Origin of the sequence: Bradyrhizobium sp. WSM2793 (assembly GCF_000379585.1) — a bacterium.
Classification (GTDB): Bacteria; Pseudomonadota; Alphaproteobacteria; order Rhizobiales; family Xanthobacteraceae; genus Bradyrhizobium.
Map to the genome: position 1 here is coordinate 48,079 of NZ_KB902787.1, position 25,489 is coordinate 73,567.

The window sequence follows — 25,489 nt, forward strand, 5'->3', positions numbered from 1 at the left end:
TCTCATGGCCAACCTTCTACGAAATCTCATCACGCGCGCGCCGGCTCACCCGGATTTCATGGTCGCGTTGATGCTTCTTCTGGCGATCGGAATGATGATCATGCCGATCCCGATCGTCGTGATCGATATGCTGATCGGCTTCAATCTTGGCTTTGCCATATTGCTGTTGATGGTAGCCTTGTATCTCAACACGCCGCTCGACTTTTCGTCCCTGCCGGGCGTCATCCTCATCTCCACCGTCTTTCGTCTCGCTCTTACCGTTGCAACGACGCGACTGATCCTAGCCGAGGGCGATGCCGGCAGCATCATTCATACGTTCGGCGATTTCGTCATATCCGGCAACATCGCCGTCGGCATTGTCATATTCCTGATCGTGACCATGGTGCAGTTCATGGTTCTCGCCAAGGGCGCCGAACGGGTGGCGGAGGTATCGGCGCGCTTCACGCTCGATGCGCTGCCGGGCAAGCAGATGGCGATCGACGCGGAGCTGCGCAACGGCCATATCGATCAGCACGAAGCCCGCAGCCGGCGCGGCGCGCTGGAGCGAGAAAGCCAACTGCACGGCGCGATGGACGGCGCTATGAAATTCGTGAAGGGCGATGCCATAGCCGGACTAATAGTCATCTGCATCAACATGCTTGGTGGCATCACGATCGGATCGCTCTCCAAGGGCATGTCCCTCGAGGATGCGATGCATCATTACACCATCCTGACGATCGGTGATGCGCTCATTTCGCAGATTCCGGCCCTGCTGCTATCAATTACAGCCGCAACCATTGTCACTCGTGTCAATGGTCCTTCCAGACTCAATCTCGGCGCCGATATCGTCAACCAACTTACGGCCAGCACACAAGCGCTACGCTTGGCCTCCTGTGTCTTGCTTGTGATGGGGTTCGTTCCTGGCTTCCCTTTGCCGCCCTTTGTCATACTGGCCGCGCTGTTCTCCGCCGCCAGCTTTCTCAAGGTTGGCGTGCAAGAGGGCAAGACCGCTCCCAAGGCCGGCGCCGGTCCCACCGGTTCGGCTCCCGCTTCCGCACAAGGTCAGAAGCAAACCGTGCCCGCGGAGGCACTTCCGATTACGCTGTTGCTAGCGCCGAGCCTGATGCAGGCAATCGACGTAGGGGAACTCGAGCAGTGCGTCGCACGGCTTTCGGCACTGGTTTCAGCTGATCTTGGCATCACAATCCCACGCATTCCCGCCCAAAGCGCACCGCACCTGCCCCAATCGCAATTCCGGGTGGATGTCGAAGGAGTGCCGGTGGAAGAGGGCGCCATTGACCCGACACAACTCTTACTTAACGACGACGTGGCGAACATTGAACTGAGCGGGATCCCGTTTTGGCAGGACCAAGACACGAATCGGATCTGGATCGAACAAGGACATGCGCCTGCTCTCAAAGCTGCCGGAATAGGGCACCACCGTCCGAGCGAAATCATCGCCTTGCGCGTCCAGTCGACGTTGACACGCTATGCACAGCGCCTGGTGGGCATTCAGGAAACGCGTCAGTTACTTAGCCGGATGGAGCAGGAATATGCCGATCTAGTGAAGGAGGTGCTGCGCACGACACCGATCCCTCGCATTGCGGATGTGCTACGTCGCTTGCTGGACGAGGGCATCCCGATCCGGAACACCCGCTTGGTTCTGGAGGCGCTTGCAGAATGGAGCGAACGGGAGCAAAGTGCCGTACTGCTCACCGAATATGTGCGCTCCGTTCTGAAGCGGCAGATCTGTCACCGCTATGCCAACGCCCATCGTGTTGTGGCGGCCTTTATCGTCGAGCGTGAGACCGAGGATATCGTGCGAGGTGCGGTGCGCGAGACCGCTGTCGGTCCCTACCTCGTTTTGGAGGATCGGCAAAGCGAGATGCTACTTGCACAATTTCGCCAGATCCATTCGAGCATCGCGCGCAGTCAGAACCAGCCAGTTATCCTGGGCTCGATGGATATCCGGCGCTTCGTCCGCGGCTTTCTCACGCGCAATGGAATAGACCTACCTGTTCTCTCGTATCAGGATCTCGCCTCGGATTTCACCGTCCAGCCGATTGGCTCCGTAAAACTTGCGCCTGGCAAGGACAAGACTCCTACAGGCGGGCATCGTGACCTCCTCCCTGCGGCCGGCTGACGAGCACAGGTGTGGGGTCGTGAGGTCGCTTATGAATTCATGTAAGATTAATGTTCTGCGGCGCCGGCGTAACTTTCGTCGCCATTCGTGCTCGGCCTTTCTCCCCATGCTTGCCATTGTGCTGCTCGCGGGTTGCGCTAACTCGCACACGTCGGGTCTTTCACAGCAGCCGACGTCTACGGCAGAGCTGGTTGGGGCCAAGGAGGTCGATCCAGCTATGCGCGAGCGCATCTCTCAGGCCCTCAGTCGGGATGCTGACGAGAAGGCTTTGCGCGATGCGCTGAAGCAACGACCGGACAATGTCGATGCGGCGATTCCTCTTGCGCGGGCCCTGCTGATGCGTGAAAGCCCTGATGAGGCGCTTGAGGTGCTCGACAACATCTTGCTTGCAGCACCCAGCGACCTGCGCGTACTGAATGCCAAAGGTGTTGTGCTCGATCACGAGGGCCGCCATCACGAGGCGCAAACGCTGTACCGCCAAGCTCTGGCAATTGACCCAGAAAATCCGATGTTGGGCAACAATCTCAAGCTGTCGCTCGCCCTTGAAGGGACGACGCAGAAAGGCAATTCGGGCCCACAACTGCAAGCGGATGGCCGGCACGCACCGTATCGTTAGAGGTAGGCGACGAACCGCTTGTCCTCTCTACACATTCAATCGCCCAGCGAAAGCTCGCGCAGCAGCGTTGGGTTTTGCTGAGGTAAGTGACTCGATGATGGCGCTTGATCCCGCCAAGTAGGGCGACAAGTGGAACAAGAACAAAGATGTCAAATGCGCGAGTAGGCAGCTTATATCTTTGCCGCAGCTGAAGACAGTAGCGCCAACGCCGACATGATTTCACGAGGGCTGGCTTGCGCAACCGGATCAACTGGCCACCGTTCTCCCTCGTGACCTTACTTATTGTTCGATCGTGGATCTGCGAAGCGCCCGCTGCCGTTAACGAAACATGCGGCCGAGGAACTAAAGTATCTCTCGAGCTCCGCGATCGCGCGTTCCTCCCACTCTGCAGCTTGCGCCAGTAATGAGTCCCGTTGGATTGGCCGAAATGCGGCGGACTGACGGCACAACGAAGCTATCGCGCGATAGCGGCGCACGTTTTCCATAACGGCCGGTCCGGTCATGTGTGGATCTCCTCCCCTGCTATCCCGGGGAAGAACTTGCTCGAAAACCGTTTTCGATCCGTTAGCGGTCGGAGTGGAAGGCGTGAATGATTGGCAGAATCTTGTCGGCATGAGGGGGACCGACAATGAACATCTTCCAAAAGGAGCACATCCACATAAAACCCGGCTCCGCAGTGCTCCATCCGGGCGCTTCTGCACCCCGTTATCTCAGTTTATTGGTTGGATAGCGGGATGTAGAAATAGCTAACGGGAACGAGGCACGTTCGGCTTGCAATCTTGTGATCTGGCCTGTCTTTCGAATCCTCAGGACTAATGAGCAATCCGATTATTGGTGATTTGAAGGACGAAGAGGGCCGGTGCTTTGTCGGCATCCCTTTGCCTCCATAAACAGCAAACGGCACGCAACTGTGACTTCCTCCGTCTCATCGACGCTAGCGAGACTGAGCAGTTGTTTAACCGAAATGCTGCTTAGAGACAAATCCTCTTAATCTCGCAACCCTAGGCGGATCTACCAGGTCGTGCAGGTAATCGCATAACCTTCCGTGGCTCGGTTTACTTGATTTAGCAGTGCGCTTGCGCGGCGGAGTGCACAGGGATTCATTAAGCGAAATCGAAGAAGGCCAGAGATACTCATCGATGCTCATCTCAAGTAGTATCGCCGCAAGTGCCGAAAAGTAAAAGGCGATGGGAACGAGGCTAACGGCCGGGATCTCCTGGGACGCAGACTAACCACCCCTTGGTCCACATCCGATTGGTGCCCGGGCCTCCCATCCGATGCCACGTGTGCCGCTCATTGTGCTTCAAAACGTGCCGCAGTCCTCCCCCTCAACAGGCGGCGTCGTGGATCTGCTGAAACTATGGTGCCTCTCAGCATGGCGGCCACGCCGGAGTCAGGTGAGGCCGTGTTGGACCGGCGACTAGCAATGACGAGCGTCCCTGGTTTTGCGGCCGTGTGCATCACGAAAGGCTACTGCGCCATTCAAGAGGAGGCGTCAGCCAGCCGAAAGGCCTCGGGCCATCAGCCTACCAAAACAAGGAGACGACGGCATCTCTTGTTTGTTTGTAGCATATGCTGTGCGAGCGTACGGCTGACAACAGATGACAACAATGTTGCGCCGGAGCGCTCGCACGGTACGCGATTAGGGGCACTCGGATGATCACGCCGCTTCGACGGAACTGGAGTCCAAAAGAATTATTCGATGCTCTTACGCCAGCGATGTTCGCCGCCGAGCCGTCGGCTGTCCGCGCACGTTGGGACAAATTGTGGCCTGATCTGTACACGGAATATGACGCCCGGTATCTGAAAGAAGAATTAGTGGCGCGACATCTTATTGCTTCCGATGAAGCTGCGGCATTCTTCAACGCTTGGGCGATTGACGAAGAGCGCCACACCGACGGATTCATCCGAATCATTGAACTTGTCGCTAACGGGTCGGAAAGGGATCTTCGGGCGAGATTGGACGCCCGAACGCATGATTTTGGTCCGATCGTTGAACACCTGAAGGACGAATTCTCCCTAATGGTTATAATCGCGTTTGATGAGATGTGCACTTGCCGCGCCTATGCAGCAGAAAAGCCATTTTATGACGCCCTTGGGAACAACACGTTCCATTATTGGCTGCGGGAGGTTATTGCCGACGAGGCGGTCCACTCGATGAACGCCGTTAATGTTATCCGCGCACGCTATCGCGACCGCATCGACCAAGCCGCCACAATTCTCGATAACCTAATCCGCGCGACCGATAATCTACGCTATTCTGGCACCTTCGTCCTGGACTATTTCGGCGCAGTGTACTCCAAGGAGCTGCTCGCCGACGCCCGTCTCGCGACCATGAGAAATATTGCCAAGCCACTCATCGCGTAGAGCAAGATGTGTAACAGCGAACCTGCCGAAAGTTGCACCGGCGTTATACCGCCGCTCAATCCACCTTTTCTGCAAGTTTTCCATTCTGTCAGTTGACGCCAAGTTGTCCTGACGCGTTGTGCGCAATGTCGTGTTCACGACCTCGACGGTTCACCTTGGTCAGAATAGTACGCGCCGGTTCTGTTTTGTGTCCAGTTCGCGTGCGCGCGGCCGTGAGTACGCCACTCCGGCAATTGGTCCGGCCTTTGCTTTGCTGTTTGGCAAACGACGTGCGGCTTCCGGATTTGTCGGATTTGTCAGCCATAAACGTGGATCAGTATGGAACGAAAGGCGACGCCATGAAGAACCGAATTTCGGTCACCGCCAAGGCGGGAGGTACCGCCGCTAATGTCTCCGACTCGACCGCGCCCAGTGCGCTGACGGTCGAGCACAAAAACGGATGATAGCACTGACTTATATCTTCCCGAAGAGGGGAGCGTCTTTGCCGACACGGTGAGATCAGATCGACCAGCTAGCTTCACGCTTCAAAACGGCTTGCAGGTGGTCGTGATTCCGGATCACCGCACACCCGTTGTGACTCAGATGATCTGGTATAAGGTCGGTTCCGCCGACGAGCCGCCTGGCAAATCGGGGCTTGCGCATTTCCTCGAACACCTGATGTTCAAGGGCACCTCCAAACACCCGGCGAATGAATTCTCCAAGGCCGTCCTGCGCGCCGGCGGCAATCAGAACGCCTTCACCGGACTCGACTACACCAGCTACTTCCAGCACGTGCCGCGCGAGCACCTCGGCAAGATGATGGAATTTGAAGCCGACCGCATGACCGGTCTCATTCTCAAAGATGAGGACGTGCTTTCCGAGCGCGACGTCGTGCTGGAGGAATTCAATAAGCGCGTCGCCAACCATCCAGGTGAACGGCTCGCTGAGCAGATGATGGCGGCGCTTTACCTCAACCACCCCTATGGTCGCCCCATTATCGGGTGGCGTCAGGAAATCGAAAAGCTTACCCGAGAGGACGCGCTTACCTTCTACAAGCGCTTCTATGCACCGAACAACGCGATCCTGATTGTCGCTGGCGACGTCTCCCCCAAGGAAATCCGCTCGATGGTGAAGGAGACGTTTGGCGGCATTCCCACGCAACCATCGATTCCCCTGGAACGCGTGCGGCCGAAGGAGCTGACGCCGGCCGAGCTGCGCACAGTGACGTTGGCCGATTCCCGCGTCGAGCAGCCAGCCTTGCACCGCTATTATCTCGTACCGTCGGCTCGCACCGCGGCCGCAGGCGAAGGTCCAGTGCTTGACGTGCTAGAGCAGTTGATGGGCGGCGGCGTCAACTCATATCTCTATCGCTCGCTGGTGATCGAAAAGCAGCTCGCGGTCACTGCCAGAGCGCGCTACCACTCTGCCGCACTCGATCCCTCGCTATTCGAGATTTCGGCCATACCAAAACCTGGCGTCAAACTCAGCCAGATCGAGCGCTCCATTGACGAGGTAATCGCCGACATTGCGCGTAATCCCGCGAGCACCGAAGATCTCGAGCGGGTCAAAACGCGGCTGATCGCGCGAGTCACCTACGCCCAGGACGATCAGGAAATGCTCGCGCGCTGGTATGGCCGCGGCCTGACAACGGGACTATGCATCGACGATATTCGAGGCTGGCCTGACGGCATCCGCGCGGTCGGTGCACAGCAGGTGCACGAAGCCGTGCGGAAATGGCTCGACAAGAAGCGAGCGGTGACCGGCTATCTCATCAAAGAGTCTAAGCCAAAACACGGGGAGAAGCTCCAGTGATCCATCCTTGCACACGACGTGGGATCCTCCTCGGGGGAGCCTCGCTCTCAATCGCGATGCTCGCTTCGCAAAATTCGCTTGCCGCCACGAGGACGCTTGCGCGGACCAGGATCAAGCGCCTGGTTTCGTCTTGCGGTATCAAAGCATGGTTCGTCCAAGATTCCACCGTCCCGTTGATGGCGATGGAATATGCCTTCACCGGCGGCGCGACTCAGGACCCCCCTCAAAAACCTGGTGTAGGCCACATGGTTGCTGGCCTCCTCAAGGAAGGTTCCGGCCACCTTGACTTCAAGACCTTTCATGAGCGGCTCGACCGTCGTGCCATTGAGCTGAGCTTCCGCTCGACCCATGATCACTTCCGCGGCGCCTTGCGCACGCTCGAGGACAACGCGGACGAGGCCTTCGACCTTTTACGGATGGCGCTAACCTCGCCGCGTTTCGACGCCGCAGATGTCGAACGGATCCGTGCCACCGTGCTTGCGCGCCTTCGGCACGACTCGACCGATCCTTCGTCTGTGGCCAATCGCAAGTTCTTCGAAGTCGCCTTTAACGATCATCCTTATGCTCGCCCTGCCGGGGGCTCGCTGGAAAGCGTGCCGAAGATCGAGGTCGGGGATCTCAAAGGCTATCTCCGACGCGTGATAGCAAAAGACACACTCAAAATCGCGGTGGTCGGCGACGTCGATCCAGGGGTCCTCTGCACACTGCTCGACAAGACCTTTGGCGGCCTGCCAGCCCAAGCGGACGCCACGCCGGTTCCCGAAATCGTTGCAGCAAAGCCGCCGCAGCGGATCTTCATTCCGTTCGACGTGCCGCAGACAGTTGTGACTTTTGGGGGTCCAGCCGTGCGCCGCTGCGAGCCCGATTTCATGGCCGCCTATGTCGTCAACCACATCCTCGGCGGCGCCGGCCTGACGTCGCGCCTGTTCCGCGAAGTCCGCGAGAAGCGCGGACTGGCCTATTCCATCCGTGAGCACCTGGTCTGGTTGGATCGTTCAGCCATGTTTCTCGGCAATAGCGGCACCTGCGCCGATCGTGCCGGCGAAACGGTGGAAGAAATCGAGAAGCAGGTCCGCTACATCGCCGATGAAGGACCGACTCAGCAGGAACTCGATGATGCAAAGTCCTACCTGAAGGGCTCGCAAGTGCTGGCTCTCAACACATCATCAAAGCTTGCGCGAACGTTGCTGCAGCATCAGCTTGACAAGCTGCCCATCGACTATTTCGAAAAGCACAACGCCGCGGTTGATGGTGTGACGTTGGATGACGCCAAGAGAGCAGCGCAGCGGCTGTGGGGCGAGGGTCTGCTCACAATTATCGTCGGCCGCTCCCCAAAGGAGGCAGCGCAGCCGACCACCATGCCATTGGGGACCACGCCCCTGCCAGGCGCCGAGCAGCTAGACGCGGCCCCGACGGCGCCACCCAATTAACTTTCTAGCAGCCTAGGGCTTAGCAAGCGCCTGGCTGCTGCGCGCACGCCCCTCTAGCTCGCGGAGATATTCGCTCGTCGGGCAGTTACCATGCGGCCGCTCGAGAGCCGCGTTGCTCAATCCCGTCGCCAAACAGGACGGCAGACGTAGCTTTTGCCGAGGGCGAATATGCAGACCAATTATCTAAAGCGCGACCGACCAGAAGAAACGGGAACTGGACGCGCACCTCGCACCCCATTTCAGGCAGGCTTGCCGAGCAAATCGAAAGGGTGGTCAGCGTGGGCGCTTTAAAACGATAATGTACACCGTCTGCCGCACCCAACGAAGCGACCCAGCGAGAGCGCACATGCGCCAGGCCATCGTTCATTCCCTAAAGGTTCTTCTGAACCCGCATCACGTATCGTCATCGGCGAAATCTGTGCCCAAGACAAAGATCGCCGGTGCCGCTCACTCGACGCCGGCTTCTTTCGATGGAGCGTCCTCGATATCGCTTCGCCACCGATGTTGCGCCGTCGGCCGGCGCCCCGCTCACCCTTCGATCTGGTTCTCCATGATACAATAATCTCGCCTCGGCGCGAGCAGATGCATGGCTGCCATTTGCCTCAGCAACCCGTTCAGCGCTCGCATATCTCGATATTCTTCAGCAGAGTGAGAGATCGGTCGTTCAGGGTCATCTCACAGGAATTGACCAGCCACTTCGCTGTCTGCCGAAAATACAACGACTGATCCAGCAGACCTTTGATGATCTGCCAAGCCATAGTCGGACCGCCTAGCACCGCCTCGATTGCGCTTCGACCAAGCTCGCAATCTGACGCTACGTAAGATTCGGTCGCTTCATGCCTATCTAAATAGCGGCAGCATTTGATAACCTATGGCAATCGCAACGATCAACACAGGCAGACCGTTGATTCTTGGCGCACGCATTCAAGCCGCCCACAAACCTCACGTAGTTCACGACTACAAGAGATTTACTCCCCATTCTCGGCCTGCATCATCGTTGCGATCCAAGGATCGTCACTCGCTTGATGTTGAAAAAGTTTATCGGTTGCAGAGCTCTCGCATCGAAGGTTCATTGCCCCTTCTTTCTGCCATGTTCGCACCCAAAGCAGAGACGCGCCGGTTGCGCACTTTGCGCGCGGCAATAGCGAGTGTCTCAGGAGATTTCCATGGTGAAGCCAGTTGTAATTGTGGTAGGTGCGGACAAGGGAGGAGTCGGCAAGACGACCGTATCACGAACGCTACTGGACTACTTCAGCGTCAACAACGTGCATACACGCGCATTCGACACAGAGTCGCCGCGTGGAACGCTGAAGCGCTTTTATCCCGAGATCACCGAGATCGTCGACATGACGACGACGGCGGACCAGATGAAGATCTTCGATACCCTGAACTCAGGACTGTCCGTCACTGTCATCGATGCTCGCGCAGGCTTACTGTCCTCTGCGTTGGCTTCCTTGCGCGACATCGGATTTCTGGACTCGGCGCGGTCTGGCCAGATCACATTTGCAGTGTTCCATATCCTGGGATCATCCATCGCTTCGCTAGACGAGATCGCGGAGACCGCGACCTTCATGAGCGGCGCAAAGTACTACCTGGTCAAAAACTTCATCAACGACACTCAATTCTTCCAGTGGGATCAAGCTACCTATAATTCCTATTTTCATCGCATCAAACATGCGACTGAGTTGACCATACCGAAGCTCAACGAGATGGCCTATGAGCAGGTGGAAGTCGCATCCGTCCCATTCATAGACTTCGTCGCAAACAAGGGGCGGAACGATGAACCCGCGAACAACTCCTTCGTGCTGCGCGGCTATGTCCGGCACTGGCTGGCAAATGTCTGGAGAGAGTTTGACCGCATCAACTTGACGGAATTGGCCGGGGCCAAGTCCGCTACCCGGGCCGGCGAGCAGTAGTCGCATATTCGGCGAGCTCAGGTCGGCCCACGTCCGAAACGAAATTGATCTGCTGGCTATGTTAGCGACCCCCATCTACATCATCTGCTCTCCTAGCCCGCAGGTCGGTAAAACCCTCATCGCTCGGGCCATGACCGAGTTCTTGCTGCTGAAAAACGGCACAGCGCTGTCGTTTGATGTCAACTTGAAAGAGCCGTCATTGCTCGACTACCTGCCCAACATCACGGAGAGCGCGGATGTGATCGACACTTACGGCAAGATGCAGCTGATGGACCCTCTTATCATCCACGATCGGGTAGCTAAGGTAATCGATCTCGGCTTTCATGCCTTCGACGAATTCTTCAAGATGTGCGAAGAGATCGGCTTCATGAAGGAGACGGCGCGCTGCTATGTCGCCCCTATCATCCTCTTCGTCGCGGGCGCTGACCGCGTCTCCTGTCGCGGTTATGAAATGCTGCGTCGGCGAATTCCACCGGCGTCGCTGGTCACCGTCCACAATGAATTCGTGCTGCGCGGCGGATTACCTGAAGCGATGGATGGCGAGCGGGTGCTTCGGATTCCCGCGCTTCCCCTGTTCCTCAAGAGATATATAGACCGGCTTGGCTTTTCCTTCACTGGATATCTGCGCAACGAGAAGGACTGGTCCACCGAGCTGCATCAATGGATCCGACGGAACTACAGCATGTTTCGCGATCTGGATTCGAGTGTGATGCTGCGAAAGTCCTATCGATCTCGGGGGACGGATGTCGACAGCCTACGTTGCACAAGGGCTACTTGATATTCCGGTCTGCTCGCCATCTATGCGTCCGGCCTATGCGTAGTCTTCAATGGCATTCTCAACGGGACGCGAACGCATGAATTTCGGTATACAATCTGCAGTGGATCGCGCATCTTTACCGTGATCGTCCGCACGGACCACGCGACGCGCAATTGACGGCAGCTCATTCGCCGAATGGCTCATGCAGACACGCCCGTCCTCGAAAGGATCGATGACTGTCTTCACCTTGTGAGCGGCTAGGCGATCGACGGGCCCTTCCATCAGAGGACGGTCATAGATCAAGGCCGAGTTTCCCGAGCACCTGGTACATGACCGGGCTTTTGATCTCGCGGGCGATCTCGTTGCGGATCTGGGCTCCGAGCACCCGCTCGGCATCGCCTGTCAAACCTTCCTCGGCCAGTCGGAGATTCAGACGGGTTTGAAACTCTTCGCCCATCGCGTCGGCGAGCCGCTCCTGCATGGCAGCTTCGGGCGCGATGCGCCTCGTCACGCTTTCCCACGGTTGCCAGCGCGTTGCCAGATAGTCCGGAAATTCCGCCGCTTCCTGATTCCGCACCGATGCCTCGGCGCTGGCCACATCGTCCTCGGTCACGTGAGAGACGTTCATGAAGCGCATGTCGGGAGCGATGTGCCGCAGCTCGAGCGGGTCGCGCAGCTGGGTCTGATAGGCAAGGTAAACCTCGATTTCATCGACGTCCGCGTCGGGATCGGCAAGACGAAGCGAGTTGACCCTCTCGCGGGCGATTCCGTCCAGCGCTTCCAGGCAAAACATGACGCGGCCGTGCCGGAGCAGTTCGCCCAGTCGCCCGTCATAGACGCTGTCCTCGACATCAGCGTTTAGGTGAGTTATGGCTTAGCTGCGTCAGCAGGGTCTCGGGCACGCTGGTCAGCTGGTTGTTGCTGGCCCCGAGCCACAGCAGCTAGCCGGGTGTCGGCACGGCGGTAGCGGGACGCTTAGGCCGGCAACTTTGCTGTCGCTTGCGGCGAGCTAACGCTAGTAAATAGCTGAGCTAAAAAGCTTGCAGTCCATCGCGCCTTAACGCCGCTCGGGCATGGCTACGAGACGCGGCGCGCACTCGATCTTAACAGCGCGGGCTAGCTAAATTTCTCCGATGATGAGTTCCCAGCTTTTGATATCGGCCACGAAGACCGGCCCTCCCCCTCGGCTCACCCTCGCAGATCTCGAAGGGCAAGCGCTGACGAGGCGGCACTTGACCGTACACGTTCGTCTGAATGATCGAACAGCTGCGTCTGCACTGGTGCGACACAGAGTTTCTGTATGTCGAGCTCAATTTAGTCGATCCGCGCCGCGACCAACGAACTCGAGCATCGACTGCGCCTCGTTGATCTCGCGTGAAACACATTTCAATATCCGTATTGCTATCTCCTCCGTCGCGATCAGTCCCGCTCTCTCGCAGGCTAACCAAAAATGGTGCATCACCTGCTCGTCCGAGGGCGCGATGCGATTCTGCAACACACTGGTCGTCAATGACGAGAGCATGTGCTCGACGACGTCATTCTCCGCCTGGCTCAAGACCTAGTCCTTTTTTTCAGTTCTGTAATCTTTGGCCACCACATCGCGAGAGTGTCGCTGCGAAGGATAGCCGTCTTCGACATTGCAGCTTCATGCCCGTTGAACGCTGCTATCGAGAGATTTATTTGGTCGGTTACCTCGCTGCTCGGACCGCTTCTCCTCAGCACAGGCGCACGGCTTCAGATAGCGTGAGTTGCACGATTTTGATAGCTCCACAGCGGCTTTCCGCTCTTTTGGGAGTGCCGACTGCATGATGGTGCAAATATGGAATGGCCCCTAATACCGACCTTCCCAATCAGAACGTCATCAAGTTGCGACACACGAGAAGCTATTCTCTCGCAAACGTCCCTGCCGGCTTGACCTCCGGCCTTTCGGCTCAACACGTTGCATGTCGTGGCGTAGCCCCACCAACTTCCGGCGCGGATGCTTTCCTCGAAACTCGGCAGAAATCTAGACTGAAACTCAACCGCGGCCTTTTGCTGAGCGGTGACGCGTGCCGGGATCGCAGTCAGGCTGGCTCGCCTTGCTCAAACAATCGCCCCCATGACTTTCCCATGTTGTTGATGAGGTCCACCTCGCCCATAAATTTTTAATTGGGTAAGCGATTGCGAATGCCCGGTAGCTGAGCAGGGCTGACCAGCATCAGAGAGGAGGCGATCGCAATGAAGCCGCCACCGCTTTACGCCGCTTGGGCCGTTAGAGCTCGACATCGCTACCCGAGTCGCGAGCTGTGGCTCAAGTCAGGTCGCGCCCAGCGCCCGAACAGGCTACAAAGCCGCCAAACGCTTGCAAATTCCGCTGCCATCGACCATGTGGACCTGCGTTGGGGTTAATAGCTCCTGCTTGAGCGTCTGTGTGTCGGACATGGATTAAACTGCTCTCCGGTTGTCGGTTTTTCTGCGCGCACCCATCAATCCTGTGAGCGCAGGAATTGTGCAAGGCACACGATCGCGGCGCCGTGAAAGCGCGAGGATCTGCCGCGATTTCTCGTCACACGCGCGGCGTAGGGTGATATTGATGATAAGAGCTTCATACATCGAGCTGCTCGCCGAAAGAACGGGCGGGAAGTCGCAAGTGCTCGGATGGAATAATTCGGCAGGAACGGAGCCAAGGAATGGCCGCTGGATGACGATCGCCATGCTTGATACTCCAGGGACGAAGTGAACTACATCTGTGATGACTTCAATTGATGATACGTTAAGTGAGATCAGATGGCTGCGGAACGAAATCTGGCGCTGCCGCCGATTCCTTAAAAGAGATCTACCTGGCGCGGAGCGCAAGGCGGTTGAGAAGCGTCTGCTTGAACAGCTTTCTGCCTTTGAACGGCTCTTGTCGACGGCGTTTCCTTTGACCTTGAGCCCAAAGTGCTCGGCCAAGAGCACCACGATCGGGCGAAGCGTCTCCCCTCAAGCGCCCATCGAGAACGCCGCAATCCCATTAAGCGGTTCCTGCGGGAAGTCGATGGGCGGCTGACAACAGAGGTTTCCGAGCTCTATCTGTACCTTGAGCCCGGCAGTCGCGACCAAGCTAATCCCCAGCTGATAAATCTGAGAAGACCGCGATGGAACAAACCTCCAACGCTAACATTCCGGCAATCTTTTGCCAGTTATAGCGATTTAGCCATCTAACGGAAAATACCTGGTTGCCGACCACAACGCCATAGATTGATGGGCAGCACGGATTCCTGCAGATGTCCGGCTGTAACCAACACAGTTTACGCAGATTGTCCTTCCGACCAGTTACAGCGAGCCGATAATCTCACGACGGCCTCAAAGTCGACGAATGGCTGCAGCGCTGAATAAAGCGCAACTGCTGCAGTACGAAGTCGAAGTTCAGAGCGCATTACAACCTCGTAACACCCGTGGGCGCACTATCGATCGCTGATCGAGGCCCGTCAATTCACGGAGCTCAGTCCCCCTGATAGATGAACTGCACTCGGCAGGCTGATGCTTCCAGCCCGATCGACTTTCGGCCACCAAGCTGGCCAAATTCCGGCACCCGTCAGTCTGAACACCTCACTGTCGCTCGATTTCTGCAACTGCCGCTCGGACCCCTCACTCTCAATGGAGGACGACCGGAAGCCTGTTGAGACGTCGTCTCGGTCCGTCGTTTCTCTCCGCCGCGATTGGCATCATGCGGCGGCATTCGCCGCGCAAGTTCTTGAAATTGTCCCTAAGACAAAACATGGCTACGTCCACATCGCTACGCCCTGTAAAGCGGTCACAGAAGCGCATCAGGTCTGGTCTGCACGACGTCAAGACTTCCTCGGCCCGCCGATCTCGCGCACGAGCGTGTCCTGTGCACCACGTGGCTGCGATCGCGATCACGATCGCAGCGAGGGCGGCTGCACAGCGAGGCGCATTGCAAATCCAGCTCATTCGTCGCTCTTGATTCACCAAACCTGTCTTAAGCTGCATATCCTTCACTATTATTCTTCGCCCCGCGAGCGTAATCTGTTTACGATGGGCGCCTCGGCAGCCACGGTCGCGCTGTTGCGGGGCAGCCGCAATGATTACGGCCTCCCGAATCATCGTCCCGCCACGCGCAACACGCTCATTGCGAAGACCGAGATACAACAGAGATCGGCCGTTTAGCGCTTGTGTGGCGATGCTGACTCCCAATATGGCGTTCTGCTTCGCAATGCCTACAACCTGACGCTACGGTCGATTCAAGCACTTTGAGCGTCCGGCATGTGTGAACACGTTCTGAGAGGGGCATAACCACATTGGGGGCAGGAGGACGAACTCCCGACAACTGGACGCCTGACCGGCTGCCCCCGGGTAGGAACGTCACCGATGTTGGTGGATGACGCTTAGCCTAGTGTAGGGGTTGAAGGCGAAAAGGGCACGCATCGAGACGATCAGCGACAAGCTGCGTCGACGCAGCTCGCCTTGTTCACGGTCCGAATCAGACCTTGACTTGCAGAGTCAAAGAGTTCGGTACGATGGCTTTCCGAAAAGCACAGAGGTTTGGACCGACAGGCCAGGATACCGTGGCTGGATGGTGATTGTCGCAACTGTCACGTCCCGTCGATTCGACAGCCTCAAGCCGCCCGCTGCTACTCACGGTGCGCAATTGCTTGAAATCAGCTCAGCAGCTTCGGCCTTGAGTCCCGCTGGCACGCCGGTTGCTACTAACAACGGCAGCGCGTCAGCCTGGGTGCAGCCTAGCCGAGACTCGGAAGACACCATTCGTCGTTGACTGCTGCAGGTCTTTCCGCGGACCGACGCGGACCGCGCTATGTTCGCGATTCCACGATCTAGGACAAAAGGGAGACTTCACATGAGGAAATTAGCGGTACGCGAGCTTTCCTTGGCCGGCAGGTTAAGTGTTGTGGCCGCAGCCATTCTGGTTTCGCCAGCAGCAGGCGCCGATGAGGATTTGATGAGCGCGGCCAAGCGGATTTTCAAGCCGATTCCCTCAATCGTTCCAGCGGTGAAGGACAATCCCATAACCAATGAAAAGGTCACACTTGGCAAATCCTTGTTTTTCGATCCGAGGCTATCGGCGAGCGGGGTTATTAGCTGCAACACGTGTCATAACCTTGGGACGGGCGGGGTAGATGCCGGCCCGACGTCGATTGGTCATCGCTGGCAGCTGGGGTCACGTCGTGCGCCAACAGTCTATAACGCGGTCTTCAACGTGGCGCAGTTCTGGGATGGGCGCGCGCCGGATCTTAAGGCGCAGGCCGCAGGCCCTGTTCAGTCCAGCATCGAAATGAATGCGACGCCGGATCGCGTGCTCAGCACATTGAATTCAATGACCGATTATGTCGTTATGTTCAGTAAGGCTTTTCCCAACGATGCGGCGCCCGTTACGTTTGAAAATTTCGCCAAGGCCATCGAGGCTTTCGAGGCGACCTTGACTACTCCTGCCGCCCCCTTCGATCAGTACCTCCATGGCGACGGATATGCTCTCACTGATCAGCAGAAAGCCGGGCTGAAGCTATTCATCGAAAAGGGATGCTCCTCTTGCCACAACGGAATCAACGTCGGTGGACAGGATTACTTCCCGTTCGGTATAATTGAAAGGCCAGCCGAAAGCCTGCTTCCGAGGGAGGACAAGGGTCGTTTTTCCGTCACCAAGGTTCTCGGCGACGAGTATGTTTTCCGCTCGGCGCCGTTGCGCAACGTCGCATTGCGTCCCCCCTACTTCCATTCTGGTCAGGTTTGGAGTCTTAAGCAAGCGGTTGGCGTGATGAGTGAGGTTCAGCTTGGCGCAAAGCTCAGCGATGAAGAAGCTGACGAGATTGTCGCCTTTCTGAATTCGCTCACCGGGCAGCTGCCAAAGATCGATTACCCGATACTGCCCACGCGGACCATTGCAACCCCAAAGCCATCCTTAGACAAATAGGCCTTCACGATAGCGACACGCTACGTTGTGATTAACGAGGAAGATAGCGCTGCTGCAACGAAATCAGGCGATGTCGCGGTCCAAGCTGGAGCATTCAGCAGGCCCACATTGCGAGCCTCGAGCCCCAACCCGTTCTTCGCTGACGCAAGAATTCCTTAGGGGCCTATCAAATTATCCATCTTTGGCAGCTCAATCCTGGGTCACCTCGTGTTGCGACGAAAGGCCCGCGCGCCCTGAAATGCGACAGTAACCGGCGCGAGGAAGACGCTCTCCCGTAGCTCGAGGGCACAGCATATCACCTCACATCAGCTTTTTTTCCAAGCGCCCGGCAGCCGACCTTCTCCTGCGCGCACGTCGGAACCTTCGCCAAATCGGATGGCATGGACTTGTGCATCATTGACGAGTTTTACGGCGCGTGTTCGCCAAAACACCATCTCCAACGCAAGAGGCGATGGATCATCCTCAGCTTCGATCTCGTAGCTCCTGCATGTGCGGTTGGTGACGCGAGCGTCCAAAGCCGTACAATATGACGCGGCGATTTAAGACGTCCGGTGGAGACGGATACAAAGCCCCCTTGCCGCTAGACGCGCAGATATTCCTTGAAACGGCACGCGGATTGCTGGGTAGGGATCAACCAGTTGCCGCGAAGGAAGCGGTGGCGGCGGAGCCGGAGTTCCAATGAGGCTTATCCGATTCATCCTGATCGATTTGGCTTTGATGCTGCTCGCACCCGAGAATGCAGAGGCTATGGCGACCGGCGCAAACTTCAAATCGGCTACCAGAGCTGTGGGATCCTTGATGCGGATTTCCGGCTCCGAGCCAGTATTCAGCGCTGGCGTGAGCCGACATCTTTACCGCCAAACCTCTCAAGCCGCGCCATTTGGACATTCAGCAGAAGCCCTCGGCCCGGCCAAGCAGGCTGAGAACCTCGTGCTGCTGGAAAGGCGCTTTGCCTCTCATTGGTAAGCGCACCGGGCAGCGTCCGATTGTCACGATGCGCGCGGCGCCGAGATGAACAAGCCTCCGATCTTAACACCGATCTGCAGTGCGCCGCAGCACCTTATGCCCTCACGCGAGCAGAGACGCCGTGCTGGAGCGGCACAGACTGGATTGTCGGAGGCATGGCCATCATCTCCATTGCAGCAGTTGTGCTCGTGACTTGGATGGGAAGATACAGCACAGGCGCAGGGATTCATGAGAGAAGCAAAAACGGGCTATATCGAGGTAGCCTTCAACGGCTCTTTCGCAAACATTCCGCTAGATGCGCAATTCAGCCTACCAGCCAAAGGCGTCACAGCGATTTTTGGTCCGCCCGGGTGTGGCAAGACCACACTCGCGCGCTGCATCGCTGGCGTGCAGCGTCTGCCGACCGGATTTTGTGCGGTCGATGGCGAGGTCTGGCAGGATGAGACGACGTTTCGACCGCCTCATCTGCGTCCCGTCGCATATGTGTTCCAGCTACCAATTCTTCTTTCTCATTGGTCTGTACGGCGCACCCTTCTATACAAGGCGTCAAAATCGAGACCGACACTGATCGATTTTGATGGTGTGGTCGAATTGCTCGCCTTGGCGCCACTGCTCGAGCGTTCGCCATCACATCTTTCCGCGGCCGAGCGAGAGCGACTTGCCCTTGGCAGCGCGCTGTTAGGCCAGCCTCGGCTGCTCTTGCTGGACGATCCACTCATTGTGCTCGACCGCTCCGCCAAATGCGAGATCCTGCCATTTCTCGAGCGCATGCGCGAAAAGCTCCCATTGCCGATGATCTACATCAGCCAAGACATCGCTGATATCGAGCGTTTTGCCGATCATCTTGTCGTGATGAAAGATGGCGTCGTGACTGCGGCCGGGCCGCTCAATGTCGTTCAGAGCGATCCGGCGTTTGCCAGGCGCGGCGAAGCGGCAGTTTGTCTTGATACCGTGGTCGGCGGCTATGACGGACGCTATGGGCTGATCATGCTCCGCCTCAAGGGGGCGCGCCTTCTGATACCTGGAGTGCCGCTTAGACCGGGCGCGCAGCTGCGGCTGCGCATCGCAGCCGGCGACGTCAGCATTGCGTGCGAGCCCCCGCGTGCAAGCTCTATTCTCAATGTATTTCCGGCACGCATCAAAGCCTCTCTCCCGTTCGACGAGGCTGAGGTCACCTTGGTTCTAGCTCTTGAAACTGGCCGTTCTGGCGTGCCGCTTTTGGCGCGCATCACGCGCCGCTCCTTTGATGCGCTACGGCTCAGCAATGGAGCGGACGTATTCGCGCAGGTCGGGCGCGCCGTTCCGCTCGCGGCGGCCGAGCGGCTGCTTGCACGCCTGCCACATCCGCATGAGAACGTTCGAAGCCATGCCCCGATCCGAGAAACACATCAACAGGATCTCGGCCGTGATCGATAATCTGGATGAGATAGATCCGAATAGTCTGGGGGCAATTCTCTATCGCCCAAAAGACGATGTCGATACGCTACTGGCCGATTTCGCTCAGGATATCGCGCAGCAAGGCGTACGCATCGGCGGCATCGTGCAGCGACACTCGAGGCGCGCAAATGGCACGCACGTCATGCTTGCAATCGACGTTGCGACGGGACAAGAGATCTCGATCTCCCAGCCGCTCGGCAGCGGAGCTATGTCCTGTAATCTCGATACAAATGGGCTCGCCGAGGCCGCAGCTGTCGTTTCCCAGGCACTTCGCAACAAGATCGATCTCCCTCGTGATCAACAAATTCGCCAAACAAGATGCAGCGGGCCGGGGCCTGCGCGCCGAATTCGTTGACGCAATCACCCGAGGCGTACCAGTCTTGACAGCCGTTCCGAAGAAATGCCTTGCCGACTGGCGAACCTTCACCGCGGGCGTTGGCACGCTGCTGCCTTGTGATCGTCAATTCTTGGAGCAGTGGTGGTTCGATATCTAAACCCTCACATCCGCGACAAACCGGGCCGTGCCTGCATAGCCACATACCCAATGCACCTAAGATCTTGAGGCATTGAGGTCAATCTCCTTCGTGATCATGAAGCTTCAGAGGGATCTCCGCATGTATGATCCAGACTGTACAACCTGACGCTACGTAGAGTTCAAGCCCCCATCGCGGCCGACGGCGAGCCTGGTTGGCTTTCAACGCGTTTCAGAATCCGGCAAATCCTCGAGCTTGGTGATCTACCGTCGCTTCAAGCGCCTCAATGCGCGAGGCGCCTCAGCCTATGATTACTCGCATCTTGTTTGGCAACGGCGAGCATCTGCGGCCTTATGAGCGCAATCCGTTGCTCGCGGCGATACAGCCGCTCTTGTTCGCGCCAGCTTCCACAAAACCTCGCGGCCTCGTCAGGTTCAGTATTTTCATTAGATCTCGGCAGACCGACAGTCGCGACTCATTCGGCACATCGCGAGATGAGGCAGTTTGCTCTGAAGGACGCAGAACGGGCTTTGACCAGACGCTTGCAGGCGAACATCTCAGGTGGTCGCTCAAAGCAAGGCTGTTCTCATGAGTTCTGTATGCGCTGCCTACGACTGTCAACCAGCCAAGCGCGCGAGCATGCCTGTACCAAAGCCGCTGGAATGCACCCTGAGAACGTATGGCACATAGATTGCTTCAACATTGAAGTCACGATCTACACAAAAGCAAATTTGTGAGGACAGCATGCTCGGAATTGGAAGTCAGTTGCCGCCGTTCGAAATCACAGGCGTGAAGCCGGGTTTTCAAACGCAGGAAGAAGAAGGACAGAGTGCATTCGAGACGCTGACCGAAACGAGCTTTCCAGAAAAATGGAAGATCATCTTCTTCTACCCGAAGGATTTTACCTTCGTCTGCCCGACAGAGATCGCTGAGTTTGCCCGGCTTTCCAAGGATTTCGCCGACCGCGATGCGGTTGTACTAGGTGGTTCGACTGACAACGAGTTCTGCAAGCTCGCTTGGCGGCGCTCACATGCCGACCTGCACAATCTATCAATATGGCAATTTGCCGATACAAAGGGAACGCTCGTCGATGGTCTTGGGGTGCGTTCACCCGAAGGGGTTGCCTATCGTTACACCTTTATTGTTGACCCCCAAAACACGATCCAGCACGTCTATGCGACCAATCTCAGTGTTGGGCGCAGTCCTAAGGACACGCTCCGCGTTCTGGACGCGCTGCAAACCGACGAGCTCTGTCCCTGCAACCGCGAAATCGGCGGCGAAACATTGAAGGTTGCTTGAGGCATGTCGTCGATCGAACAAATAAGCGACAGGATTCCCGATTTCGCGAAGGATGTCAGGCTTAACTTGACCTCCTTGGTGGCCGATGAGACGCTTTCGCCGCAACGAAAATACGGGCTGCTGCTGGCGAGCGCGATTGCCACCCGCAATGCAGCCCTCATTGCCGCGATCGAAGCGGCTGCGTCCGCCGTGATGACGTCTGTGGCGATCGCCGCAGCGAAAGCCGCAGCCTCCGTGATGGCAATGAACAACGTCTACTACCGCTTCGCTCACCTCGTTTCCAACCCGGAATACAAGACGATGCCGCCACGGCTGCGTATGAACGTGATCGGCAATCCCGGCGTGGACAAGTCCGACTTCGAGCTGTGGTCGCTTGCGGTCTCCGCCATAAACGGCTGCGGTGCCTGCATCGACGCCCATGAGAAGACACTGAGAGCCGCGGGCGTCGATTCCTCAGCGATCCAGACCGCCGTGCGCTTTGCCGCGATCATGCAGTCAGTGGCGACCGCAATCGAGGTCGCTGGGCCCAATCCCTCTCAGGCGAGGGGCTGATCCTTTCTCTGCCAGCCGATCGATGAGTTGTGGCGCCACTCAGTGACGCCACAACCAGTCCTTCGCGGCTTCCAAACGAGCGCGACATCTGCAAGTCATGTCTTGCGCAGCGTCCCCATGAAGAGCGTCTTGCTCGAACTCCAGGCGCCGTGCAAGTGACGCGGAATGCGCCGCAGATACGGTGAGATCCTGTCGCCTAACTCGGTCGCACCACGGCCCTTCGTCCCACCATCACCCAAACTTGAACAGCACTCCATATCCGCCGCGCGGATGGCTCCATTGGATGTCGCCGGTGGGCTCGGCGATCACGCGGCAGGTACCGCACTCGATGCAGCCGTCAACTGTTATCTCGACCTGGCCGTCGTCATTGAGCTCGTAGCATCGCGCGGGGCAGGCTTTCAAAAGTGCAAGTAGCTGCGGCGATGGCGTCGTGTGCGCACGGACCTTGACGTGAGGGTGACCGACGTCGACAAGATAGCGGTTGTAATACAGCTTGTCTTCGACGCGCACTGGGGGTTCGACATTCATGCTTTGACCTTCCATTGTTGGACTTCACACTGTTGCGGTCAGCGCCAGGCCCGGGCAAAACGACAAGCATCGCCGAACAGACCTGTCCATGACCGCGCCTTGACAAAGGATTTCAGGGTCGCCTTCTCCTTCTCAGCCTTGGGCGTACCATCGACGCGCACAAAGTTTTGCATCGCCTTGGAGATGAGCTGCGGATAGGTGAGAAAGAAGTTTTGTGAGTGGGTATGCATCAGGGGCGGAAAATCCTTGTACTTCTTTAGATCTTTGATGACGAAGGAATCGTCCAGCATCTTCTTGTAGATCGACAGATTTGTCGCACTCATCGGCTCGCCGCGCGATTTCACCAGACCTATCGCTTCGGCGGCGATGCGGCCGGAAGTCATCGCGAGATTGGAGCCCTCACGATGAATGGCATTGTTGAGTTGGGCCGCATCGCCCACGACGACCCAGCCTTCCCCATAAAGCTGCGGGATCGACTTGTAACCGCCTTCAGGAATGAGGTGCGCCGAATATTCCTTGACCTCGGACCCTGCTATCAGGGGCGCCACAGAGGGATGCCTCTTGAATTGATCGAGCAGGCCGTAGGGCGTCTGGCCCGTGCGCTGGAAGTCGGCGACGAGACAACCGATGCCGAGCGAAATGCACTCTTTGTTGGCATAGATGAAACCCATTCCGGTCATGCCGCGGGAAATGGTACCGGCCGCCTCGATCACGACGCCTTCATCGCCCTTGAGATTGAAGCGCGCCTCGATAGTCTCGCGAGGCAAGAAGTGCATTTCCTTCACCGCGAGCGCAACATTATCGGGTGTCGGGCGCGCGCGCAGGCCCGCGCGCGTCCCGAGCAGACCGTTGACCCCTTCGGCCAGCACGACGACATCGGCGTGTATTTCGCCGTCTCGGCGATCTGTACGAACACCGACGATCCTTTCACGCTCGTCCCGTGCGAGCTCGGTGACGGTCGTCTCGCACAGCACGGTCGCGCCAGCCTCCCGCACCTTGGAAGAGAACCATTTGTCAAATTGGGCGCGTATAATCGTGTAGCGGTTCGGCCGTTCCTCGTTGAAGTCCTCCGAGCGGTAATGCATGCCGACATGGGAGCGATCGTCCATCATCCAGAACCGCTGCTCGATCAGGTGACGTTCGAGCGGCGCCTCCTCGCGAAACTCGGGGACCAGCTTTTCCATCATGTTGGCGTAGAGGATGGCGCCCTGCACATTCTTCGATCCGGGATATTCGCCCCGCTCGAGCTGCAGCACCTTCATGCCGCGTTTGGCCATGGTCAATGCCGCCGCGTTGCCGGCCATACCGGCTCCGACCACGATCGCATCGAATCTCTCTTCAATCATCATCATCTCCTCTAGACCGCGATACGGGCGCGCGAATTCGGCAAAAGCCGGGCGCGAAATGCTGCCGTCAGCGCCGGTAGCAATTGCATGGCGTCACTGACGATCGCGAGATGGGCGAAGTCGAAGATCGGAGCGTTCTTGTCAGTATTGACGGCGACGATCAGATCCGCACCCTCCACGCCAACCCGGTGCTGGATCGCGCCGGAAATGCCGGCGGCAATATAGAGCTTCGGCCGGATGGTTTTGCCCGTCTGGCCGATTTGCCGGTCAGATGTAACCCACCCTTTTTGCACGAGAGGACGCGAGCAGCCATATTCAGCGCCAAGCAGAGTTGCGAGCTCGCGCACCAACCGAAAGTTCTCGGGCGATCCCAATCCTAGGCCGCCCGCAACCACGACATCGGCATAGGCCAGATTGGACGTTTCTGCATCGCGGTCGGGAAGGAACGACAATACTTTTGTGACAATATCATCTTCGACAAGGCCGAGCGGATGGACGATGATACGAGCGGCATCGCGTACGACGCGCTCAGGCATCGGCATGACCCGCGGGCGTACGGTTGCCATCTGCGGGCGATAATTCAAGGTATAGATCGTGCAGAGCAGCGAGCCACCAAAGGTCGGACGCGTCGCCGCAAGAGAACCATCGGCGTCGACCTCCAGCGCGGTGCAGTCGGCAGTGAGCCCCGTCGACAGGGTCGTCGCCACGGAACCTGCGAGATCGCGACCGAGCGTCGTCGCCCCCAACAGTAGGATCTCGGGCTTGTAGGTGTTGACGAGTTCGGTTAGCGCTTTGGTATAGGATTCGTTGCGGTAATCCGACAAAACATTGTCGCTCACGAGATAGGCCAGATCGGCGCCATAGCAAAAGGCGTCAAGCGCGGCGTTACGTGTGTGCTGCCCCTCCGGACCGATAACGACAGCGGCAAGATTCACCTTTAGCCTGTCTGCAAGCCTGCGCCCCGCACCCATGAGCTCCCAGGAAACCGGATGCACCTGGCCACGCTCCAGCTCGACGAAGACCCAGACGTGCTTGTACGCCTTAAAGTGCTCCGGCAGTTCTTTTTTGGCTGCTGCGCGGCCGGCCGCCGCCGGCATGGCCGTTCTGGTGACATTGCTCATACTCTAAAGTCCCCTCAAGGATAGGCGCGCCCGCGCCACAGGTTGCTTTTTTAGCTTCGTTAACTGAAGATCATTTTTTGGTCAGCAAGTGGCCGGCTGCTCTGCCCCGTCTGCTTGGTCGGACCGGCCGCGCACCAAGACCGCCGTCGCGATAGACGTACCGGTCCGGCCGGATTTGGAGAGGCTTCCAGACTTAACGATTGCGCGCCGGGTTCGACGAGCGCCACCGCGGCGGCCAGGGCGCCGCGGTGATTCTGGCCGGTCGCTTCCATTCCTGAGTTGGCGAGTCCGTTCGCTGCGCAATACCTGCGCCTCACTTTCGGCCCAGCGCCTCCGCATTGACTGTGAGCCGAGGGCGATCCTGGCAGCGCACCCGTCACGCAATCCATGCCGAGCCTCCAGCGCGGACAGCCCGTATGGGCCGACGCTGGCCCTCTTCCTGCCGCATGTTGCTATCCGCGATGAGATGGATACAAATCTGAGCAGAACCGGGAGCCGGTTTGATGCGGACGACGCTGTGCATATCCTCTCCAGGTGTAGCGCGAACGGGTGACTTATCCATTGACCACCATCTCACCGTCCATACGGAGCCTCGATCGCGTCAAAGACCGTTTCGAACGGACCTGGCGCGATCGTAGGCCACGATGACGGCGCAGGGCGGCAGGCAACGAAAAGCAGCATCATGGGTCTTCCTTCAATCTCATCTCGGACGACTACCATCTGTCGGCATCGATGATCGGATCGGCAGGACAACAGCAAGTGTCGTACCAGTTGCAAAAACCGTTGAAAGTCGGTCGAAAGTAATGGTTTGGCAGACCCTTGAAATATCCGCTGATACCGTGGACACCCGACCAGTCCAG

At 57.8% G+C, this 25,489-nt stretch carries 21 protein-coding genes and 1 pseudogene; 14 read left to right on the forward strand and 8 right to left on the reverse strand.

Annotated features, from left to right (window positions below; translation table 11 throughout):
- The first annotated feature begins 4 nt into the window (after positions 1–4).
- Together sctV and A3AS_RS45360 are read left to right on the forward strand one after the other, a co-directional pair.
- Positions 5–2,122 (forward strand): type III secretion system export apparatus subunit SctV, encoded by a 2,118-nt coding sequence (gene sctV / locus A3AS_RS0121215; RefSeq protein WP_018319572.1) that lies wholly within the window; start codon positions 5–7, stop codon positions 2,120–2,122.
- Between the two features lie 217 nt (positions 2,123–2,339).
- Positions 2,340–2,738: a tetratricopeptide repeat protein gene (locus A3AS_RS45360; RefSeq protein WP_245283245.1), complete on the forward strand. Its 399-nt coding sequence runs from the start codon at positions 2,340–2,342 to the stop codon at positions 2,736–2,738.
- A 275-nt stretch (positions 2,739–3,013) separates the two neighbouring features.
- Here the strand turns inward: A3AS_RS45360 and A3AS_RS49150 are convergent, their stop codons facing one another.
- Positions 3,014–3,241, reverse strand: coding sequence for a hypothetical protein (locus A3AS_RS49150; RefSeq protein WP_084674878.1), 228 nt, complete (start codon positions 3,239–3,241; stop codon positions 3,014–3,016).
- Positions 3,242–4,394: 1,153 nt separating this feature from the next.
- Between A3AS_RS49150 and A3AS_RS0121225 the strand changes: the two genes are divergently transcribed.
- The 3 genes from A3AS_RS0121225 to A3AS_RS48395 all read left to right on the forward strand — a co-directional run bounded on the left by A3AS_RS0121225 (position 4,395) and on the right by A3AS_RS48395 (position 8,326).
- Positions 4,395–5,105 (forward strand): hypothetical protein, encoded by a 711-nt coding sequence (locus A3AS_RS0121225; RefSeq protein ID WP_245283246.1) that lies wholly within the window; start codon positions 4,395–4,397, stop codon positions 5,103–5,105.
- A gap of 492 nt (positions 5,106–5,597) precedes the next feature.
- Positions 5,598–6,896, forward strand: a complete 1,299-nt coding sequence (locus A3AS_RS43655) for a pitrilysin family protein (RefSeq protein ID WP_018319575.1) — start codon at positions 5,598–5,600, stop codon at positions 6,894–6,896.
- A 56-nt stretch (positions 6,897–6,952) separates the two neighbouring features.
- Entirely contained in the window at positions 6,953–8,326 is a 1,374-nt protein-coding gene (locus tag A3AS_RS48395; RefSeq protein WP_018319576.1) for a pitrilysin family protein, read from the forward strand.
- An 85-nt stretch (positions 8,327–8,411) separates the two neighbouring features.
- Here A3AS_RS48395 and A3AS_RS48795 read toward each other — a convergent pair whose 3' ends face one another.
- Complete coding sequence (locus A3AS_RS48795) at positions 8,412–8,693, reverse strand: hypothetical protein (protein WP_210163481.1); 282 nt, start codon at positions 8,691–8,693, stop codon at positions 8,412–8,414.
- Between the two features lie 799 nt (positions 8,694–9,492).
- Between A3AS_RS48795 and A3AS_RS0121250 the strand changes: the two genes are divergently transcribed.
- Both A3AS_RS0121250 and A3AS_RS0121255 read left to right on the forward strand, forming a co-directional pair.
- Complete coding sequence (locus A3AS_RS0121250; protein ID WP_018319579.1) at positions 9,493–10,242, forward strand: hypothetical protein; 750 nt, start codon at positions 9,493–9,495, stop codon at positions 10,240–10,242.
- Positions 10,243–10,300: 58 nt separating this feature from the next.
- On the forward strand, positions 10,301–11,020 hold the full coding sequence (locus A3AS_RS0121255; RefSeq protein ID WP_018319580.1) for a hypothetical protein: 720 nt from the start codon (positions 10,301–10,303) through the stop codon (positions 11,018–11,020).
- A gap of 271 nt (positions 11,021–11,291) precedes the next feature.
- On the opposite strand, the pseudogene A3AS_RS0121260 reads toward A3AS_RS0121255, so the two are convergent.
- The 3 genes and pseudogenes from A3AS_RS0121260 to A3AS_RS47480 all read right to left on the reverse strand — a co-directional run.
- Positions 11,292–11,861: pseudogene (locus A3AS_RS0121260) on the reverse strand (NEL-type E3 ubiquitin ligase domain-containing protein); the annotation flags it as partial.
- A 447-nt stretch (positions 11,862–12,308) separates the two neighbouring features.
- Positions 12,309–12,554 (reverse strand): hypothetical protein, encoded by a 246-nt coding sequence (locus A3AS_RS0121265; RefSeq protein ID WP_018319582.1) that lies wholly within the window; start codon positions 12,552–12,554, stop codon positions 12,309–12,311.
- Between the two features lie 869 nt (positions 12,555–13,423).
- A complete protein-coding gene (locus A3AS_RS47480) occupies positions 13,424–13,693 on the reverse strand; it encodes a hypothetical protein (RefSeq protein ID WP_157644347.1) in 270 nt (89 codons plus the stop codon).
- Positions 13,694–15,836: 2,143 nt separating this feature from the next.
- On the opposite strand from A3AS_RS47480, the gene A3AS_RS0121280 reads away from it, so the two are divergent.
- The 7 genes from A3AS_RS0121280 (at position 15,837) to A3AS_RS0121305 (ending at position 21,634) form a co-directional block, all read left to right on the forward strand.
- Positions 15,837–16,907 (forward strand): cytochrome-c peroxidase, encoded by a 1,071-nt coding sequence (locus A3AS_RS0121280; RefSeq protein ID WP_018319586.1) that lies wholly within the window; start codon positions 15,837–15,839, stop codon positions 16,905–16,907.
- Between the two features lie 678 nt (positions 16,908–17,585).
- Positions 17,586–17,873, forward strand: coding sequence for a hypothetical protein (locus A3AS_RS0121285; protein ID WP_018319587.1), 288 nt, complete (start codon positions 17,586–17,588; stop codon positions 17,871–17,873).
- Between the two features lie 228 nt (positions 17,874–18,101).
- Complete coding sequence (modC, locus tag A3AS_RS43660) at positions 18,102–19,289, forward strand: molybdenum ABC transporter ATP-binding protein (protein WP_018319588.1); 1,188 nt, start codon at positions 18,102–18,104, stop codon at positions 19,287–19,289.
- Positions 19,279–19,665 carry a DUF2478 domain-containing protein gene (locus A3AS_RS0121295; RefSeq protein WP_256375096.1) on the forward strand — a complete coding sequence of 129 codons (387 nt, stop codon included), beginning with the start codon at positions 19,279–19,281 and terminating at the stop codon, positions 19,663–19,665. Before modC ends, A3AS_RS0121295 begins: the two co-directional genes overlap by 11 nt.
- The gene (locus A3AS_RS49810) at positions 19,604–19,804 is read left to right on the forward strand and encodes a DUF2478 domain-containing protein (protein WP_256375097.1); all 201 of its coding nucleotides are present in this window, start codon (positions 19,604–19,606) and stop codon (positions 19,802–19,804) included. Before A3AS_RS0121295 ends, A3AS_RS49810 begins: the two co-directional genes overlap by 62 nt.
- Before the next feature lie 723 nt (positions 19,805–20,527).
- Positions 20,528–21,082, forward strand: a complete 555-nt coding sequence (locus tag A3AS_RS0121300) for a peroxiredoxin (RefSeq protein ID WP_018319590.1) — start codon at positions 20,528–20,530, stop codon at positions 21,080–21,082.
- A gap of 3 nt (positions 21,083–21,085) precedes the next feature.
- The gene (locus A3AS_RS0121305) at positions 21,086–21,634 is read left to right on the forward strand and encodes a carboxymuconolactone decarboxylase family protein (protein WP_018319591.1); all 549 of its coding nucleotides are present in this window, start codon (positions 21,086–21,088) and stop codon (positions 21,632–21,634) included.
- Positions 21,635–21,865: 231 nt separating this feature from the next.
- On the opposite strand, the gene A3AS_RS0121310 is transcribed toward A3AS_RS0121305, so the two are convergent.
- From A3AS_RS0121310 to A3AS_RS0121320, 3 genes are read right to left on the reverse strand one after another with little or no spacing between them, the layout of a single operon-like run.
- A complete protein-coding gene (locus A3AS_RS0121310; RefSeq protein WP_018319592.1) occupies positions 21,866–22,162 on the reverse strand; it encodes a ferredoxin family protein in 297 nt (98 codons plus the stop codon).
- Positions 22,163–22,200: 38 nt separating this feature from the next.
- Entirely contained in the window at positions 22,201–23,508 is a 1,308-nt protein-coding gene (locus A3AS_RS0121315) for an FAD-dependent oxidoreductase (RefSeq protein ID WP_026202216.1), read from the reverse strand.
- Positions 23,509–23,519: 11 nt separating this feature from the next.
- Positions 23,520–24,629, reverse strand: coding sequence for an electron transfer flavoprotein subunit alpha/FixB family protein (locus tag A3AS_RS0121320; protein ID WP_018319594.1), 1,110 nt, complete (start codon positions 24,627–24,629; stop codon positions 23,520–23,522).
- Between the last annotated feature and the right edge of the window lie 860 nt (positions 24,630–25,489).

What these genes read in the sequence shown, in the direction of transcription:
- A3AS_RS47480 (WP_157644347.1), bottom strand. Translation starts at nt 13,693, where the DNA reads ATGGCGATCGTCATCCAGCGGCCATTCCTTGGCTCCGTTCCTGCCGAA.
- A3AS_RS0121250 (WP_018319579.1), top strand. Translation starts at nt 9,493, where the DNA reads ATGGTGAAGCCAGTTGTAATTGTGGTAGGTGCGGACAAGGGAGGAGTC.
- sctV (WP_018319572.1), top strand. Translation starts at nt 5, where the DNA reads ATGGCCAACCTTCTACGAAATCTCATCACGCGCGCGCCGGCTCACCCG.
- A3AS_RS0121315 (WP_026202216.1), bottom strand. Translation starts at nt 23,508, where the DNA reads ATGATTGAAGAGAGATTCGATGCGATCGTGGTCGGAGCCGGTATGGCC.
- A3AS_RS0121255 (WP_018319580.1), top strand. Translation starts at nt 10,301, where the DNA reads ATGTTAGCGACCCCCATCTACATCATCTGCTCTCCTAGCCCGCAGGTC.
- A3AS_RS0121305 (WP_018319591.1), top strand. Translation starts at nt 21,086, where the DNA reads ATGTCGTCGATCGAACAAATAAGCGACAGGATTCCCGATTTCGCGAAG.
- modC (WP_018319588.1), top strand. Translation starts at nt 18,102, where the DNA reads ATGAGAGAAGCAAAAACGGGCTATATCGAGGTAGCCTTCAACGGCTCT.
- A3AS_RS45360 (WP_245283245.1), top strand. Translation starts at nt 2,340, where the DNA reads ATGCGCGAGCGCATCTCTCAGGCCCTCAGTCGGGATGCTGACGAGAAG.
- A3AS_RS0121320 (WP_018319594.1), bottom strand. Translation starts at nt 24,629, where the DNA reads ATGAGCAATGTCACCAGAACGGCCATGCCGGCGGCGGCCGGCCGCGCA.
- A3AS_RS48795 (WP_210163481.1), bottom strand. Translation starts at nt 8,693, where the DNA reads ATGAACGATGGCCTGGCGCATGTGCGCTCTCGCTGGGTCGCTTCGTTG.
- A3AS_RS0121300 (WP_018319590.1), top strand. Translation starts at nt 20,528, where the DNA reads ATGCTCGGAATTGGAAGTCAGTTGCCGCCGTTCGAAATCACAGGCGTG.
- A3AS_RS0121285 (WP_018319587.1), top strand. Translation starts at nt 17,586, where the DNA reads ATGAGGCTTATCCGATTCATCCTGATCGATTTGGCTTTGATGCTGCTC.
- A3AS_RS0121225 (WP_245283246.1), top strand. Translation starts at nt 4,395, where the DNA reads ATGATCACGCCGCTTCGACGGAACTGGAGTCCAAAAGAATTATTCGAT.
- A3AS_RS48395 (WP_018319576.1), top strand. Translation starts at nt 6,953, where the DNA reads ATGCTCGCTTCGCAAAATTCGCTTGCCGCCACGAGGACGCTTGCGCGG.
- A3AS_RS0121310 (WP_018319592.1), bottom strand. Translation starts at nt 22,162, where the DNA reads ATGAATGTCGAACCCCCAGTGCGCGTCGAAGACAAGCTGTATTACAAC.
- A3AS_RS0121280 (WP_018319586.1), top strand. Translation starts at nt 15,837, where the DNA reads ATGAGGAAATTAGCGGTACGCGAGCTTTCCTTGGCCGGCAGGTTAAGT.
- A3AS_RS49150 (WP_084674878.1), bottom strand. Translation starts at nt 3,241, where the DNA reads ATGACCGGACCGGCCGTTATGGAAAACGTGCGCCGCTATCGCGCGATA.